Origin of the sequence: Pseudarthrobacter sp. NPDC092424 (genome assembly GCF_044754925.1) — a bacterium.
Lineage (GTDB): Bacteria > Actinomycetota > Actinomycetes > Actinomycetales > Micrococcaceae > Arthrobacter.
Window position 1 is genome coordinate 108,558 of the sequence record NZ_JBIVQC010000001.1, and the last position, 17,092, is coordinate 125,649.

The 17,092-nt window shown below is 67.8% G+C and carries 11 protein-coding genes; 7 read left to right on the forward strand and 4 right to left on the reverse strand.

Features of this window, described 5'->3' with window-relative positions:
• The first annotated feature begins 4 nt into the window (after positions 1–4).
• The 6 genes from ACIQCN_RS00610 (at position 5) to ACIQCN_RS00635 (ending at position 10,222) form a co-directional block, all read left to right on the forward strand.
• Positions 5–1,576 carry an NAD(P)H-hydrate epimerase gene (locus ACIQCN_RS00610; RefSeq protein ID WP_400608885.1) on the forward strand — a complete coding sequence of 524 codons (1,572 nt, stop codon included), beginning with the start codon at positions 5–7 and terminating at the stop codon, positions 1,574–1,576.
• Positions 1,576–3,831, forward strand: a complete 2,256-nt coding sequence (gene glgX / locus ACIQCN_RS00615; RefSeq protein WP_400608887.1) for a glycogen debranching protein GlgX — start codon at positions 1,576–1,578, stop codon at positions 3,829–3,831. Before ACIQCN_RS00610 ends, glgX begins: the two co-directional genes overlap by 1 nt.
• Positions 3,828–6,152 carry a malto-oligosyltrehalose synthase gene (gene treY, locus ACIQCN_RS00620; RefSeq protein ID WP_400608889.1) on the forward strand — a complete coding sequence of 775 codons (2,325 nt, stop codon included), beginning with the start codon at positions 3,828–3,830 and terminating at the stop codon, positions 6,150–6,152. The genes glgX and treY overlap by 4 nt, the downstream gene beginning before the upstream one ends.
• Complete coding sequence (gene treZ, locus ACIQCN_RS00625) at positions 6,149–7,930, forward strand: malto-oligosyltrehalose trehalohydrolase (RefSeq protein WP_400608890.1); 1,782 nt, start codon at positions 6,149–6,151, stop codon at positions 7,928–7,930. Before treY ends, treZ begins: the two co-directional genes overlap by 4 nt.
• Before the next feature lie 5 nt (positions 7,931–7,935).
• Entirely contained in the window at positions 7,936–8,976 is a 1,041-nt protein-coding gene (gene mgrA, locus ACIQCN_RS00630) for an L-glyceraldehyde 3-phosphate reductase (RefSeq protein ID WP_400608892.1), read from the forward strand.
• A gap of 160 nt (positions 8,977–9,136) precedes the next feature.
• Positions 9,137–10,222 (forward strand): inositol-3-phosphate synthase, encoded by a 1,086-nt coding sequence (locus ACIQCN_RS00635; protein WP_400608894.1) that lies wholly within the window; start codon positions 9,137–9,139, stop codon positions 10,220–10,222.
• Positions 10,223–10,379: 157 nt separating this feature from the next.
• On the opposite strand, the gene ACIQCN_RS00640 is transcribed toward ACIQCN_RS00635, so the two are convergent.
• The 4 genes from ACIQCN_RS00640 to ACIQCN_RS00655 form a co-directional block, all read right to left on the reverse strand.
• Positions 10,380–11,333: a DUF559 domain-containing protein gene (locus tag ACIQCN_RS00640; RefSeq protein ID WP_400604322.1), complete on the reverse strand. Its 954-nt coding sequence runs from the start codon at positions 11,331–11,333 to the stop codon at positions 10,380–10,382.
• A 164-nt stretch (positions 11,334–11,497) separates the two neighbouring features.
• Positions 11,498–13,174 carry a formate--tetrahydrofolate ligase gene (locus ACIQCN_RS00645; protein ID WP_400608896.1) on the reverse strand — a complete coding sequence of 559 codons (1,677 nt, stop codon included), beginning with the start codon at positions 13,172–13,174 and terminating at the stop codon, positions 11,498–11,500.
• A 10-nt stretch (positions 13,175–13,184) separates the two neighbouring features.
• Positions 13,185–14,450, reverse strand: coding sequence for a D-inositol-3-phosphate glycosyltransferase (gene mshA, locus ACIQCN_RS00650; protein ID WP_400603080.1), 1,266 nt, complete (start codon positions 14,448–14,450; stop codon positions 13,185–13,187).
• A gap of 72 nt (positions 14,451–14,522) precedes the next feature.
• Positions 14,523–15,923, reverse strand: a complete 1,401-nt coding sequence (locus ACIQCN_RS00655) for a 6-phospho-beta-glucosidase (RefSeq protein WP_400608897.1) — start codon at positions 15,921–15,923, stop codon at positions 14,523–14,525.
• A 70-nt stretch (positions 15,924–15,993) separates the two neighbouring features.
• Here ACIQCN_RS00655 and ACIQCN_RS00660 point away from each other — a divergent pair, with 70 nt between their 5' ends.
• Positions 15,994–17,085 carry a carbohydrate kinase family protein gene (locus ACIQCN_RS00660; protein WP_400603082.1) on the forward strand — a complete coding sequence of 364 codons (1,092 nt, stop codon included), beginning with the start codon at positions 15,994–15,996 and terminating at the stop codon, positions 17,083–17,085.
• Positions 17,086–17,092 lie beyond the last annotated feature (7 nt).

Here is a 17,092-nt window from a genome sequence, read left to right on the forward strand (position 1 = left end):
CACCATGATCAGCGCCTACACCGGAACGCAGGTCCGGGCGGCCGAGGAACCATTCCTGGCCGCCGGGCTGGGCGACGTCCTCATGCGGCGCGCCGCCCACGGCCTCGCCGCCGGCATCGTCACCGAACTCCGAGGCCGCGGGAGCCGTCTTTATGGTGCCCGGGTGGCGGTACTCACCGGCAAGGGCAACAACGGCGGTGACGGACTTTACGCCGCGGCTTTCCTCGCGGCGAGGGGGACGCGGACGACGGCGATACTCACCTCCGACGGTGCCCACACCGATGCCTTGGCCGCCTTCGAACGCGCCGGCGGACGGGTGTACCGGCTGGCGCCGGAAACGCTGCCGGAGCTCGCTGCCGAAGCCGCGGGCGCCGACGTCGTCATCGATGCCATGCTGGGGACCGGTGCCCGTGGCGGCCTGCGGGGGAACGCTGCTGAGCTGGTCACCGCTTTGGCGGGGGCAAACCGGCGGGGGTTCGTGGCAGCCTGCGACCTGCCCAGCGGGGTGGACGCGGACACCGGCGAAGCAGCCGGCCCTGTCCTGCCCGCCGACCTGACCGTCACCTTCGGCGCCGCCAAAGCCGGCCTGCTGGCCGACCCCGGTGCTGACTATGCAGGCAGGGTGCAGGTGGTGCCCATCGGCATCGAAGAGCACCTGCCCGGCCCTTCCGTGCGCCGGCTGGAACCTGCCGACCTCGGCACGCTGCTGCCCAGGCCCGCCCGGCGTGCCCACAAATACTCCCGTGGCGTGCTCGGCGTAGTGGCCGGCTCCGCAGACTATCCCGGCGCCGCAGTCCTGGCCTGCCGCGGCGCCCTGTCCGCCGGCGCAGGAATGGTTCGATACCTCGGACCTCCCGCCGTGGCGGACCTGGTCCGACAGTCCTGCCCGGAAGTCGTCTGCAGCACGGGATCGGTCGCCGGGAACCGGGTCCAGGCCTGGCTCGTGGGCTCCGGGATGGGGCCGGGCGATCACGAACAGCTCGCACGGGCCCGCGACGCCGTCGCCTCCGGCCTGCCTGTTGTGGCCGACGCCGGTGCGCTGCCGGCGCTGCCGGACGTCCTCGCGCCGCAGGTGGTGCTGACCCCGCACGCCGGTGAACTGGCCGCACTGCTGACGCGCCTCGGCGCGGACACCGGCCGTGACGGAGTGGAGGCGGGGACGCTCGCCGCCGTCCGCCGCGCCGCCGGCCTCACCGAGGCGACGGTCCTGCTCAAAGGTGCCACCACCCTCGTCGCCTCACCCTTCCAGGACGTCTACAGCCAGTCGGACGGCACGCCGTGGCTCGCCACGGCCGGCAGCGGGGACGTGCTGGCCGGCGTCATCGGTGCGCTCCTCGCCCAGGCGGGGTCCGACGTCGGGCGCTTCCGTGAGGCGGGCATCGATCCGGACGAGCGCTGGGCCGCGATAGCCGCACTCGGGGCGTCGCTGCACGGGCTGGCAGGGAGGTCGGCGACGGAGGCGTGCTCGGGCGGACCGATCACTGCTGGCGTAATTGCCGACGCAATACCCGACGCCTGGGGTAAAGTCAGCATGCTTAGTAGCTTTGGCGTCGCCGAACAACATAGAGGAGCATGATGGAAGTCTGGCCTGGATCGGCTTATCCCCTGGGTGCCACGTACAACGGAACGGGCACGAACTTCGCACTGTTCAGCGAACGCGCCGAGAAAGTGGAACTCTGCCTCTTCGACGATGACCTCGTGGAAACCCGCATCACCCTGGACGAGGTGGACGGGTACGTGTGGCATTGCTACATCCCCCAGATCCAGCCGGGGCAGAAGTACGGCTACCGCGTGTACGGACCGTACGATCCGGCGTCGGGAAACCGGTTCAACCCCAACAAGCTCCTGCTGGACCCCTACGCCAAGGCCGTCCATGGCCAGGTGGACTGGGATCCCGCCCTCTTCACCTACAACCTCGGCGAGCCGGATTCCGTCAACAATGCGGACTCTGCCAAGCACATGATGCTCGGCGTGGTCATCAACCCCTACTTCGACTGGGAGGGCGACCAGAACCTCAGGATCCCCTACCACCGGTCTGTCATCTACGAGGCACACGTCAAGGGCCTCACCCAGCTTCACCCCGAAGTCCCCGAGGAACAGCGCGGCACGTATGCCGGCGTGGCGCACCCTGCGGTGATTTCGCACCTGCAGAAGCTGGGAGTCACCGCGATCGAGCTCATGCCGGTGCACCAGTTCGTCAACGATGGGACCCTGCAGGACAAGGGACTGAACAACTACTGGGGCTACAACACCATCGGCTTCTTCGCCCCGCAAAACACGTACAGCTCCACCGGGGACACCGGCCAGCAGGTGCAGGACTTCAAGGCCATGGTCCGTTCGCTCCACAAGGCGGGCATAGAGGTGATCCTGGACGTGGTGTACAACCACACCGCCGAGGGCAACCACCTGGGCCCCACGCTGTCCTTCAAAGGCATCGACAACGCCGCCTATTACCGCCTCATGGACGGCGACGAAAAGCACTACATGGACTACACGGGCACGGGCAACTCCCTTAACGTCCGGCACCCGCATTCCCTGCAGCTCATCATGGACTCGCTGCGCTACTGGGTCACCGAGATGCACGTGGACGGTTTCCGCTTCGACCTCGCGTCCACCCTGGCCCGCGAGTTCTACGACGTGGACAAGCTTTCCACCTTCTTCGAACTCATCCAGCAGGACCCGGTTGTCTCCCAGGTCAAGCTCATCGCCGAGCCCTGGGACGTGGGCCCGGGCGGCTACCAGGTGGGCAACTTCCCGCCGCAGTGGACCGAGTGGAACGGCAAGTACCGCGACACGGTCCGCGACTTCTGGCGCGGCGAACCCGCTACCCTTGGCGAATTTGCCTCCCGCATCACCGGCTCAGCGGACCTGTACGAACACTCGGGACGGCGTCCCGTGGCATCCATCAACTTCGTCACCGCACACGACGGCTTCACCCTGGCGGACCTGGTGTCCTACAACGAGAAACACAATGAGGCGAACGGCGAGGGCAACAACGACGGCGAGTCCCACAACCGGTCCTGGAACTGCGGTGCGGAAGGGCCTACTGACGATCCGGCGGTCCTTTCGCTCCGGGCCCGCCAGCAGCGGAACTTCATCGCCTCGCTGCTCCTGTCCCAGGGCGTTCCGATGCTGCTGCACGGCGACGAGATGGGCCGGACCCAGCAGGGCAACAACAACGGCTACTGCCAGGACTCCGAGCTGACCTGGATCAACTGGGACAGCATCGACCAGCCGTTGGTGGAGTTCACCGCTGCAGTCAACGCCCTGCGGGCAAAGCATCCGACGTTCCGCCGCAGCCGGTTCTTCGACGGCCGGCCTGTGCTCCGGGGCGAAGGCGAGCGGTTGCCGGACATCGTCTGGCTTGACCCGTCCGGTGAAACCATGAAACCGGAGGCATGGGACAGCGGATTCGGCCGCTCTGTGGGTGTGTTCCTCAACGGTGACGGCATCCAGGGCAAGGACAGCCGCGGCCGCCGGATCACCGACGTGAACTTCCTGCTGTACTTCAACGCCCACGACGACACGGTCAAGTTCACCCTTCCGGCCGACGAATTCGCCCCCGCCTGGGATGTCATCATCGATACGGCCGGGCACAACGCGGACACTGCACCCGTGGCCGCTGGCGAGCCCCTGCCTGTCGAGGCGAAATCCCTGGTGGTGCTGCGTGCGCATACCGTGGAGGAGGTGGAGCCGGACCACTCCGTCGCCGCCTCACTGGCTGCGCTGTCCCAGACGTCCACCAGCGAAAACGAATCCCTCAGCGCACCGGTCGTCGCTGAACCGGGCAAGACCACCAAGGTGGGCGCGCGAAAGGCGGATTCCAAGTGAGGGTGCCGGCATCCACCTACCGGCTCCAGATCCGCCGCGGCTTCACGCTCTTCGACGCCGCGGACACGGTTCCGTATTTGAAGTCGCTGGGGGCGGATTGGGTCTACCTCTCACCGATCCTCACCGCGGAGCAGGGCTCGGACCACGGCTACGACGTGACCGACCCGTCCGCGGTGGACCCGGAACGCGGTGGGCCCGAGGGCCTGCTGGCGCTGTCCCGCGCGGCACGCGAACACGGGATGGGCGTCCTGGTGGACATTGTCCCGAACCACGTGGGCGTTGCTTCGCCGCCGCAGAACCCCTGGTGGTGGTCCCTGCTGCGGGAGGGGCGGGAGTCACCGTACGCTGACGCGTTCGACGTCGACTGGGACCTTGCCGGCGGACGGATCCGGCTGCCTGTGCTCGGCTCCGATGACGACCTGGACAAGCTGGACGTGGTGGACGGCGAGCTCCGCTACTACGACCACCGCTTCCCGATCGCCCCCGGCACGTACACCGAGGGCGATTCACCCCGGGACGTGCACAGCCGCCAGCATTATGAGCTGATGGACTGGCGCCGGGCCGACTCCGAGCTGAATTACCGCCGCTTCTTCGCCGTGACCACGCTGGCCGGGATCCGGGTGGAGGATCCCCAAGTCTTCGAGGGGGCCCATGCGGAGGTGGGACGCTGGTTCCGCGAGGGTCTCGTTGACGGGCTCCGCGTGGACCACCCGGACGGGCTCGCAGATCCCGCCGGCTACCTGCGCTGGCTTAAGGACCTCACCGGCGGCGCGTACGTGCTGGTGGAGAAGATCCTGGAACCGGGGGAATCCCTGCCTGGCGAGTTCGCCACAGAGGGCACCACCGGCTACGACGCGCTCGCGGACGTGGACCGGGTGTTCGTGGACCCGGCGGGGGAGGCCGCCCTGGATGCGCTGGACGCTTCGCTGCGCGGAACTTCCGGGCCTGCCGATTACGCGGAGATGATCCGGGGCACCAAGCGCATGATAGCGGACGGCATCCTCCGCGCCGAGGTCCTGCGCCTGGCCCGCCTGGTGCCGGAATCGCACGGCCTCGCCATCGACGACGCCGCGGATGCCATCGCCGAGATCATCGCCTCCTTCCCGGTGTACCGGACCTACCTGCCCACGGGTGCGGAGGTCCTCAAGGAGGCGTGCGAATCCGCAGCCGCGCACCGGCCGGACTTGGAGGTGCCCGTGGGAACCCTCCTGCCGCTCCTGCTGGACCCCGCCAACCCCATCGCGGTGCGGTTCCAGCAGACCTCCGGCATGGTCATGGCCAAGGGCGTGGAGGACACCGCGTTCTACCGCTACACCCGGCTGGGTACGCTCACCGAAGTGGGTGCCGAACCCACCGAATTCGCCGTGTCCACGGACGAGTTCCATGAGCGGATGGGCAGGCGCCTGGCGGAAGTGCCGCTGTCCATGACCACGCTGTCCACTCACGACACCAAGCGCAGCGAGGACGCCCGGGCCCGGATATCCGTCATCGCGGAACTGCCGGACGAATGGGCCGGCACGCTCGCTTCCCTGCGTGAGCTCGCCCCGGTTCCCGACGGACCGTACGAGAACCTGCTCTGGCAGGCCGTCATCGGCGCCTGGCCCGCGAGCCGGGAACGGCTCCAGGGCTATGCCCAAAAGGCAGCGCGCGAGGCCGGCAACTCCACCACCTGGACTGCACCGGACGAGGACTTCGAGTCCCGCGTCCGGGCCGCCGTGGACGCAGCGTTCGACGACGGCCGCGTCGCCACGGTGATCGAGGACTTCGTGGCGCGCATCGATGCCTACGCCGCCTCCAACTCGCTGGCTGCCAAGCTGGTCCAGCTGACCATGCCGGGGGTCCCCGATGTGTACCAGGGCAGCGAATTCTGGGAACGGTCCCTGACCGATCCGGACAACCGGCGGCCGGTGGACTTTGCGGTCCGGCAGGCGGAGCTGGAGAAGCTCGACGGCGGGACGTTGCCTGCGTCCGGCACGGAACCTGCCAAGCTCCTGGTCACCTCGCGGGCACTTCGGGTGCGCAGGGACCGGCCGGAGCTGTTCCAGGGTTACGCCCCCGTGCGTGCCACCGGAGCCGCCGCCGGGCACCTGCTCGGATTCTCCCGGGGCGACGGAGCGCCCGGGGCGGTGACCCTGGCTACCCGGCTCCCGGCGGGGCTGGAAGAGGCGGGCGGGTGGCGGGACACCGCCGTCGTACTTCCCGCTGTGATGCGTGACGAACTGACCGGTGCCGTGCACGGGCCCGGCACCGTTAGCGTGGCGGACGTGCTGGGTACCTACCCGGTGGCGCTGCTGGTGCCGGTGGAGGGGGAACAAGGATGACCGTGGAAAACAGCGGGCCAGGGCGTTTCGACGTGTGGGCGCCGGAGGCTTCGTCTGTCGTGTTGCTGGCCGGCGGCCGGGAATACCCGATGACGCGCAGGGAGTTTGCACCCGGCGCGGAGGGGTGGTGGACCGCCGCCGACGCCCCTGCGCAGGGCGAACTGGACTACGGCTACCTGCTGGACGGCGACAGCCACCCGCTGCCGGACCCGCGGTCCCGCCGCGTTCCGTCCGGCGTCCACGGCCTGTCCCGGACCTTCGACCCGGCCGACCACGCCTGGCAGGACTCCGGCTGGCGCGGCAAGGACCTGCAGGGCTCGGTGATCTACGAACTCCACGTGGGTACCTTCACGCCTGCGGGTACGCTGGACGCCGCTGCCGAAAAGCTGGGCTACCTGGCGGACCTGGGCGTTGACTTCGTGGAGCTCCTCCCGGTGAACGGCTTCAACGGTACGCACAACTGGGGCTACGACGGCGTGCAGTGGTACGCCGTTCACGAAGGCTACGGCGGACCCGCGGCGTACCAGCGCTTCGTGGACGCCGCGCACGCTGCCGGGCTGGGCGTTATCCAGGATGTGGTCTACAACCACCTGGGCCCCAGCGGCAACTACCTTCCCCGGTTCGGGCCGTACCTGAAGCAGGGCGATGCCAACACCTGGGGCGACTCGGTGAACCTGGACGGTCCCGGCTCCGACGTGGTCCGCGAATACATCCTTGACAACGCCGCGCTGTGGCTGCGCGACTACCACGTGGACGGGCTGCGGCTGGACGCGGTGCATGCGCTGCGGGACGAGCGGGCCGTGCACATCCTCGAGGACCTGGGCGTGCTGGGTGATGCCGTGGCCGCGGAAACAGGGCTGCCCAAGACGCTCATCGCCGAATCGGACCTGAACAACCCGCGCCTGCTCTACCCGCGGGACGCCAACGGCTACGGGCTGGCGGGGCAGTGGAGCGACGACTTCCACCATGCGGTCCACGTGAACGTCAGCGGCGAAACCACCGGGTATTACGCCGATTTCGACTCCCTGGGCGTGCTGGCCAAGGTCCTGCGGGACGGATTCCTGCACGACGGTAGCTACTCCAGCTTCCGCGGCCGGCACCACGGGCGGCCCATCAACACTTCCCTGGTGCATCCGGCAGCGCTGGTGGTCTGCAGCCAGAACCACGACCAGATCGGCAACCGCGCCACGGGAGACCGGCTCTCGCAGTCGCTGTCCTACGGGCAGCTCGCCGTAGCCGCGGTGCTCACCCTCACCTCGCCGTTCACCCCCATGCTGTTCATGGGAGAGGAATACGGGGCCACCACCCCCTGGCAGTTCTTCACCTCCCATCCGGAGCCGGAGCTAGGACGGGCTACCGCGGAAGGGCGTATCCGGGAGTTTGAGCGCATGGGGTGGGATCCCGCCGTCGTACCCGATCCCCAGGATCCGGAGACGTTCCGCCGGTCCAGGCTGGACTGGTCAGAGGCGGAGACCGACGACCACGCGCGGCTGCTGGAGCTCTACCGCTCCCTGACCGCCTTGCGGCGGCAGCATCCTGACCTTGCCGGCGGCGGGTTTGCGGAGACCGAGGTGACGTACGACGACGACGCGCACTGGCTGCGGTTCAGGCGCGGGAGCGTTGAGGTGCTGCTGAATTTCTCCGATGCGAAGACCAGGCTGGACGGCGCGGAAGGCCAGGTCCTCCTTGCTACCGACGCCGGTTCGGGGCTGGATGGCGACACCGCCGAACTGGCGCCGTGGAGTGCCGTGATCGTCACCACAAACCTGACAGGATAGAACGCATGACTTATTCAGCAGCGGACAACCGCTACGATTCCATGCCCTACCGCCGCGTCGGGCGCAGCGGGCTGCGCCTCCCGGCCATCTCGCTGGGCCTGTGGCACAACTTCGGCGATGACATGCCCTTTGAGGTCCAGCGCGACATCCTGCGCCGCGCCTTCGACCTCGGCGTGAACCACTTCGACCTGGCCAACAACTACGGGCCGCCGCCGGGCTCCGCGGAAACCAACTTCGGCCGGCACCTGCGGGACGACTTCAAGCAGTACCGGGATGAACTGGTTATCTCCACCAAGGCCGGCTACCTCATGTGGCCAGGACCCTACGGGGAGTGGGGATCCCGGAAGTACCTCCTGTCCAGCCTGGACCAGTCGCTGCAGCGCATGGGCCTGGACTACGTGGACATCTTCTACAGCCACCGGCCGGATCCGGAGACGCCCATGGAGGAAACCATGGGCGCCCTGGACCAGGCGGTCCGGTCCGGCAAGGCCCTCTACGCGGGCATCTCGTCCTACACGCCCCAGCAGACGCTGGAGGCCGCCCGGATCCTGAAAGAGCTCGGCACACCACTGCTGATCCACCAGCCCAGCTACTCCATGCTGAACCGCTGGACCGAGGACGGCACGCCCAACCTGTACGAAGCACTGGACCAGGTGGGCGCAGGCTCCATTGCCTTCTCCCCGCTCGCCCAGGGCATGCTCACGGACCGCTACCTCAACGGCATTCCCGCTGACTCGCGGGCCGCGAAGGGCCGGTCCCTGGCCCAGGACTCCATTACGGAGGAGAAGCTGAACCGGGTACGCGGGCTGAGCCGCATCGCGGAAGGCCGTGGCCAGTCACTGGCGCAGATGGCCATTGCCTGGATCCTGCGGGACCAGCCCAAGGGTTCCCCGGTGACCTCGGCCCTGGTGGGTGCCTCCAGCGTCCGACAGCTCGAGGACTCGGTATCGGCCATCAATAACCTCTCCTTCACCGCACAAGAGCTGACAGCGATCGACGAGTTCGCGGTGGAGTCCGACATCAACCTCTGGAAGCAGCCGGTCTGACCGCTTGCTGATGTTACGGAGCGGGGCCGGGGAACAATCCCCGGCCCCACTCAGTTGGGTAGTATGAAAAGGCGCCGCGCGGCGCCGTGCCGGCCGGCCGCCGTCGTACTTAATTCCTCGGCAGGATCCGGCGGCTGACGTTTGTCCTCAAAGGAGTTCCGTGTCTTCACATCCGATTCGTGTTGCTATCGTCGGCGTAGGAAACTGTGCCGCTTCGCTGGTCCAGGGCGTCCACTACTACCGGGACGCAGACCCCAAGGCCACGATTCCGGGCCTGATGCACGTTGAGTTTGGCCAGTACCATGTAGGGGACGTTGAGTTCGTCGCCGCGTTCGACGTCGACGGCAAGAAGGTCGGCGTTGACCTTGCAGATGCCATTCTCGCCAGCGAAAACAACACCATCAAGATCGCGGACGTGCCGCCCACCGGCGTCACTGTCCAGCGCGGCCACACCCTGGACGGCCTGGGCAAGTACTACCTCGAGACCATCGAGGAATCCACCGAAGAGCCCGTGGACGTGGTTCAGGCACTCAAGGACGCCAGGGTCGACGTCATGGTGTGCTACCTGCCCGTCGGTTCCCAGGATGCTGCCGAGTTTTACGCCCAGGCAGCCATCGACGCCGGCGTTGCGTTCGTCAACGCCCTGCCCGTGTTCATCGCCGGCACCAAGGAGTGGGCCGACAAGTTCACTGCCGCCGGTGTGCCGATCGTTGGCGACGACATCAAGAGCCAGATCGGTGCCACCATCACGCACCGGGTCATGGCCAAGCTGTTCGAAGACCGCGGCGTCACGCTGGACCGTACCTACCAGCTGAATGTCGGCGGCAACATGGACTTCAAGAACATGCTGGAGCGGGACCGCCTTGAGTCCAAGAAGATCTCCAAGACGCAGGCCGTGACCTCCAACGTCGAAGCCGAACTTGCTGCGAAGGACGTCCACATCGGACCGTCTGACTACGTCCAGTGGCTCGATGACCGCAAGTGGGCCTTCGTCCGCCTGGAAGGCCGCAACTTCGGTGACGCCCCCGTGTCGCTGGAATACAAGCTGGAGGTCTGGGATTCCCCGAACTCCGCGGGCGTGATCATCGACGCCATCCGCGCCGCCAAAATCGGCCTGGACCGCGGCATCGGCGGCCCGCTGCTCTCGGCGTCAAGCTACTTCATGAAGTCCCCGCCGGAGCAGTTCAACGATGACCTTGCCCGCGAAAAGGTGGAGGCCTTCATCCGCGGCGACCTGGAACGCTAACCCCCTGCACGCTCTCTCACATAATGTGGGTTTTCCTGTGACGCTCTCTCATTCCGTGGGGGAGCGTCACGGGTTTAAGTCCGAAATCTCGCCGTGTGCGCCTGCCGGCGACGCTCTCTCACTTAGTGCCGGTTTTCTGGCGACGCTCTCTCACCCGCTAACCGGCGAAGCCCGTTGCCTGGGGATGGTCGAGCCGGCGCTTACGCAGTGCCCGCTTGATTCTTGACACTGCACCGTCGAAATTGTCCGCGAGATCGTCCTTGCCGACAACCAGCACGGTCCATCCCGCCGCTTCAAAGCTTTTATCCCGTCGGCGATCGCTGAGCATCTGTTCGGCACCGAGGTGGTGTCCGCCGTCGTACTGGATTGCGATCCGGCGGTGACGGTAACCCATATCGGCCGATGGCGATACGGCATCCCCAGCGCGCAAAAGCACTTGGAGTTCGGGTTCAGGCAGTCCGGCATCGGCAATGGCCAGGCGCAGGAACGATTCTGGCGCTGAGTCGGCACCCACGCGCATGAGATCGAGCGCTTCCCGGGCCCGCACGACGCCCTGCAGGTTCGGATGGCGGCCCACCAGCTCACGAAGCCCGGTGATCGTGTCATAGGGGCGTGTTCTTCCTTCGAACTCCAGCCGAGGGACGCGGATGAGTTCGTCGCCCATCGCCACCAGATCACGGAGGGGCAAGGTTCGAGCCATATCGAGCCAGGTCCGCGAGCGTGTGCTCAGGCGGATACCGTCTACCCCTTCGATTTCGTTGTCCATTGTGAGGATGGTGTGGCCCAGCACCCCCTTCCGGCGGACGGATGGCAGCGAACGGGGTTTGCTCAGGTGAAGCTCCGTGGAATCGGCAAGCCAGGGCGGCAGGATCTGGCACCGAAGCCTGGCGGCGGTGACATGCGAGATCCATGCTCCCGGCGAGGCCTGCGACAGCGCCCGGGCGGCGCCCTCCAGATCAAAATTCCACGCGGCGGGCCGATAAAGCCCGCGGCCAACGCTGATCACATCTTTCCGGCGAAGCCGGTTCAAGGTGACGCCGGCAGTCCGGGCTGAGTCGAAAGTAAAGGGGGCTGTGGCTAACGCCCCGGGTAAAACGTCCTGCTTCCGCATGCTGGCATTGTGCCCTGAAACGGCGCGAGCCTGCAGAAGTTATCCACAGGCGGTCCGATCGATTTAGCGAGGTGAGAGAGGGTCTCCGGGAAAGCTGCGTTAGGTGAGAGAGGGTCTCCGGGGAAGCTGCGTTAGGTGAGAGAGGGTCAACGGGGAGGGGCGGGTTAGGCGAGGCCGACCGGGTTGCCCTCTGCGTCCACGTCCATGCGCATCGCCGCGGGGGCGGCAGGCAGGCCGGGCATGGTCATCACCGCACCGGTCAGCGCCACGATGAAGCCTGCCCCGGTCTTGGGCAGCAGGTCGCGGACGTGGATGGTAAAGCCCTTGGGAGCGCCGAGCCGGGTGGCGTCGTCAGTGAAGGAGTACTGTGTCTTGGCCATGCAGACGGGCAGGCCGCCCCAGCCGTTCCGCTCAATCTCGGCCAGGCGCTTAAGGGCAGGAACGGAGAAGTCCACGCCGTCGGCGCCGTATACCTCCTGAACGATGGTGCGGATCTTTTCCTCCACAGGAAGCTCCAGCGGGTACAGGTGGTGGAAGTTGTTCGGCCGCGAAACGGCGTCAGCCACAAGGGCAGCGAGTTCGTCGCCGCCGTCCCCCCCTCCGCCGCGGCCCCAGACATCCGCCACCGCGGCCGGGACGCCCTCAGCGGCGCACCACGCCAGCAGCCAGTCGAGTTCTTCGGCCGAGTCCGAACCGAAGCGGTTAATCGCCACCACCGGAACGACCCCGAACTTTTCGACGTTGCGCACGTGCCGCTGCAGGTTGCAGACGCCGGCCTCCAGAGCCGCCAGGTCCGGCGTGGTGAGCTGGTCCTTGGCTGCCCCGCCCTGCATCTTCAGGGCCCGCACGGTGGCCACCACCACCACGGCGGAGGGAGCCAGGCCGCCGAAGCGCGCCTTGATGTCCATGAACTTTTCTGCGCCCAGGTCCGCGCCGAAGCCCGCCTCGGTGACCAGGATGTCCGCCAGCCGACGTGCCGTCTGGGTGGCAATCAGCGAGTTGCAGCCGTGGGCGATGTTCGCGAAGGGCCCGCCATGGACCAGCGCCGGGGTACCCGCGATGGTCTGGACCAGGTTCGGCTTGATGGCCTCCTTCAACAGCAATGTCAGAGCGCCCTCCACTCCGAGGTCCGCCACCGTCACAGGAGAGCGGTCGTACGTGTAGCCGAAGGTGATGCGGCCCAGACGGCTGCGAAGGTCCGCCAGGTCCGTGGCCAGGCAAAATACCGCCATGATCTCGGATGCCACGGTGATGTCGAACCCGTCCTGCCGCGGCACACCCTGCGTGGGCCCGCCCAGCCCGATGACCACCTCGCGGAGGGCCCGGTCGTTCATGTCCAACACGCGTTTGAATGTCATCCGCCGCGGGTCGATGTTCAGCGCATTGCCCTGGTAGATGTGGTTGTCCACCAGAGCCATCAGCGCGTTGTTGGCGGAGGTGATGGCGTGGAAGTCCCCGGTGAAGTGCAGATTGATTTCATCCATCGGCAGCACTTGGGAGTAGCCGCCCCCGGTGGCGCCACCCTTCATGCCCAGGACGGGCCCCAGTGACGGCTCCCGAAGCGCGATCATCACCTTATGACCGGCGCGGGCGAGGGAGTCGGCGAGCCCCACCGTAGTGGTGGACTTTCCCTCACCCGCCGGCGTGGGGGAGACCGCCGAAACCAGCACCACCTTTCCGTGCGGGACGGGCGCAGCCAGGCGTGCGGGGTCGATTTTCGCCTTGTACCGTCCGTAGTACTCCACCGCCTCCGCGTTGACCCCGGCGGCGGCCGCGATGTCCTCGATGGGAAGGATCCGCGCTGCGCGCGCTATTTCCAGGTCGGTGGGAAGGGCGGTCATTGCTCTCCTGTCAGGACGCGGGGACCGCCGGAACAAGCCGGGGCCCCACCTGGTTGTCGACGGCGGCGTGGTAGCTTTCGAGCGTGATGGCGGCGGTGCGGGACCAGCCGGAGTTCTGGGCGCGGATCGCTGCGGCCCTCCCCATATCGCGGCGGGTTTCGGGGTCGTCGTGCAGCGCTTCCAGGGCGTCAGCCCAGTCGGCGGCGTGGTGCCCGTCCACGAGCAAACCCGTGCGGCCGTGGAAGATGGCGCGTGAGAGGCCGCCCACCCGGGTAGCGACCACCGGGGTCCCGCAGGCCTGTGCTTCCAGCGCCACCAGGCCAAAGGACTCGCTGAAGGAGGGCATCACCACCACGTCCGCAGCCCGGAACCAGGCCGCCAGCTCAGGCGCCTTAACCGGCGGAAGCTGAGTGACGGCGTCGTCCATTCCTGCCTCGGCGATCAGGCAGCGAAGGTTAAATTCCTTGTTGCCGCTGAGCGAGCCGAGGATGGTGACGCGCAGGTCGATGTCCGGCCGGCGGCGCCGCAGGAGCGCCGCAGCCTTGACCAGCACCTGGGGCCCTTTAAGGCGCTGGATCCTGCCGGCGAAGACCAGATGGAACTGCTCCTCACCTATCCCGTGTTCCTTCCGGGCGCGGGCGCGGAAGGCCGGGGTGAAGGTTCCCAGGTCCACGCCGGGAGGGGCGATGTCGATCCGCTCGTACCCGGCGCCGTAGTGCGACACGAGCTCGGCGGCCTCGGAACTGGTGTTGGCAATCAACCGTGCAGCTCCGTCCACAATCCGGTGTTCGCCCAGTTCACGGCGCCGCGGCTCGGGCTGCTCGCCGGATTCGAGAAGTTCGTTTTTGACCTTGGCCATGGTGTGCATGGTGTGGACCAGTGGCACGCCCCACAGCGCGGAGAGCTCGAGCCCGGCAATCCCGGACACCCAGTAGTGGGAGTGGATGACGTCGTAGCGGCCGTGCGGCTGGCGCCGGCGGATCTGCTCGATTTCGGCGACCATGCTGTGGAGCAGCCCGGGCAATTCCTCCTTGGGAATCTTGCGCGGCGGGCCGGCGAGGACGTTGTGGACGCAGACACCCGGACCGGGGTGTTCGACGGCGGGCTGGCCGGCCGAAGTGGCGCGGGTGAAGATCTCCACCTCCACGCCGGCCTCCGCCAGCGACGATGCGAGCTCACGGATGTAGACGTTCATGCCGCCGGCGTCGCCGGATCCGGGCTGTTCCATGGGGGACGTGTGCAGGGAGAGCAGTGCGACCCTGCGGATCAGTGCCATGGGACCTCCTTCCGGGCGCCGGGCCGCGCGGGCTCCGGTTCAATGCGCATTCGATAAAACACTACTCCTCACCTACTCCCGGCCGCCCCACATCCGGGCCAGCTCCGGGAATGCGCCTTCGTACCCGGCAAGCAGCTGCGCGGCCAGGTCCGCCGACCCGACCAGCGGGTGCTGTGCGAACGCCTCGAGCGCTGCTTCCCTGCTGCCTTCCGTCACCGCGCGAACGGTGAGCCCCTCCACGGCCTTGACGCTTCGGAGCAAGTTGAGCCGGTGTTCGGGCGGGGCCGCCTGGGGAAGCGGTGCTGCGCCGTCGGCGGTCACCGTGCAGGGAACTTCGACGACGGCGCCCGCGGGCAGGCCCGGAATGGCGGGCAGGGCGGCGGCCGGTTCAGCCCTGGACAGGCCCGCGGGCTCAAGACCGTTCCGCGTGTTGAGGATCAGCTGCGCCTCGCCGCGGCCGGACAACGCCGCCATAGCGGCCAGTGCCACTTGTTCGTAGCCTCCTCCCGCAAGGTCCTCCTCATTCCGGCGCTCTCCGCCCTGGCGGGCCTCGGCGAGGTACCCTTCCTCGCGGGAGAGGCGCGCGTCCTCCCATATCCGGTAGGCGTCCCGGCCCGCCGCCGCCATGCGCGGGTACAGGTCCGCCTGTTGCCGGTGAATGCTTTCTCCCCGCGTCCGGGGCATGGCTGCCATGGCCCGCAGCGCGGCATCGTGCCGGTAGTAGTAATAGAGGTACTCGTTGGGCAGGGCCCCCAGTTCCGTCAGGAACGCCTGTGGGAAGAGGCGGCCCTCTTCGAAGGATTGGAGGGCCGCGGGATCAGCCAGAAGGTCCGGCAGGACGTCCCGGCCCCCCGACTCCAGCCGGTACAGCCAGCCGAGGTGGTTCAGCCCGTAGTAGCCCACGCCGTCGAGCGTTCCTGCCGGAAGTTCCACCCCCGCCGCGCGCGCCGCGCGGTGCACCAGCGCGCCCGCCGAATCGCAGATGCCGATGACCCGGCGGCCCAGCAGCGGCGCCAGTGCCTCCGTGACCATCCCGGCCGGGTTGGTGAAGTTGATCAGCCACGCGTCCGGGCAGAGTTCCCTCATCTGCCGGGCGAGCTCCAGCATGTGCGGAATGGTGCGCAGGGCATAGGAGATGCCTCCGGCGCCGGTGGTTTCCTGCCCCAGCAGGCCAAGGCCCCGGGCCACGGTCTCATCCGCTACGCGCCCTGCCGTTCCGCCGGGCCGGATGGCGGCGAATACCATGTCCGCCCCGGCCAGCCCTTCCCTGGCATTGGTGGTGGTGTGGATTCGCAACCCGCCATCCGGCCCCGCCGGCATGCTGTCCAGGACCGCGCGGATGGCCGCCAGCCGGGCGGGATCGACGTCGAACAGCACCAGTTCCGTGGCCAGGCCGGCGAATCTACCGGACACCAGAGCCCGGTAGATCAGGGGCACCCGGAAACCCCCGCCGCCTGCAATCAGAAGCCGCATAGGAAGCAGTCTAGGCGCGGGGCGGGACAGGCCCTACCGGATGTCAGCGGCAGGGCGTAGTGTGCCGGACATGGACGCGATTCCAGCCCGCCCGTTCGATCCCCTGGCCGGCGTCCGCCCTGCCGCCCAGGAGGGATTCGACCTGCTCCTGGCCGGCACCGTGTTCCAGGACATCATTTTCACCGGGCTGCCGCACGGCCCTGAACCCGGCACCGAAATCTGGAGCGACGGGATGGGCAGCTGCCCCGGCGGAGTGGCCAACCAGGCAATCGCGGCCGCACGCCTGGGCCTGCGCACGGGCCTGGCCGCTGCGTTCGGGGACGACGGTTACGGCGACTCCAACTGGAAGATCCTCTCCGGCCAGGAACGCATAGACCTCAGCCTGTCCCGACGCGTCCCGGGGTGGCACTCGCCGGTAACCGTCTCGCTGTGCGTGGACCGGGACCGTTCAATGGTCACCCACGGCCATGCCGCCCCTGTCACGTCCTCGGAGCTGATCGGTCAGCCGCCGCCGACGCTTGCCGGGATCGCGGAGGTGGGGTTGGAGATCGAGCCCTGGGCCAAGGCCGCGCACCAGGCCGGGGTGAAGCTTTTCGGGGACGTGGGCTGGGATCCCAGCGGTGAGTGGGCGCCGGTGAGGTTGGACAATCTCCAGTACTTCCACGCGTTCCTGCCCAACCAGCGCGAGGCCATGGCGTTCACCGCCAAGGACGATCCGTGGAGCGCCCTGTATGCGCTCGCGGACCGGGTGCCCGTGGCCGTGGTCACCCTGGGCGCGCAGGGCGCCATGGCGGTGGACTCCGAAACGGGGGAGGAGGAGTGGGTGCCCTCGCTTCCCGTCAAGGCCTACGACCCCACCGGCGCCGGCGACTGCTTCGATGCCGCGTTCATTGTGGGCAGCCTGGCCGGTTGGCCGCTGGGAAACAGGCTGAGGTTCGCCAACCTCTGCGCCGCGCTGGCGGTCCAGGAAGTGGGCGGGTCGCTGGCTGCTCCGGGCTGGGGCGATATCGCGGACTGGTGGAAGCGCGCCAACGCCCGCCCGGAGCGGCAGATGAGCCAATGGCTGCGGCGGTTCGCGTTCCTTGCGGAGATCATCCAGGACGTTCCCCTGGCCGCCCAGCGCAGGGCCGCCGCCACGATCGCCCACCTTTCGGACGCCTGAGGACTGG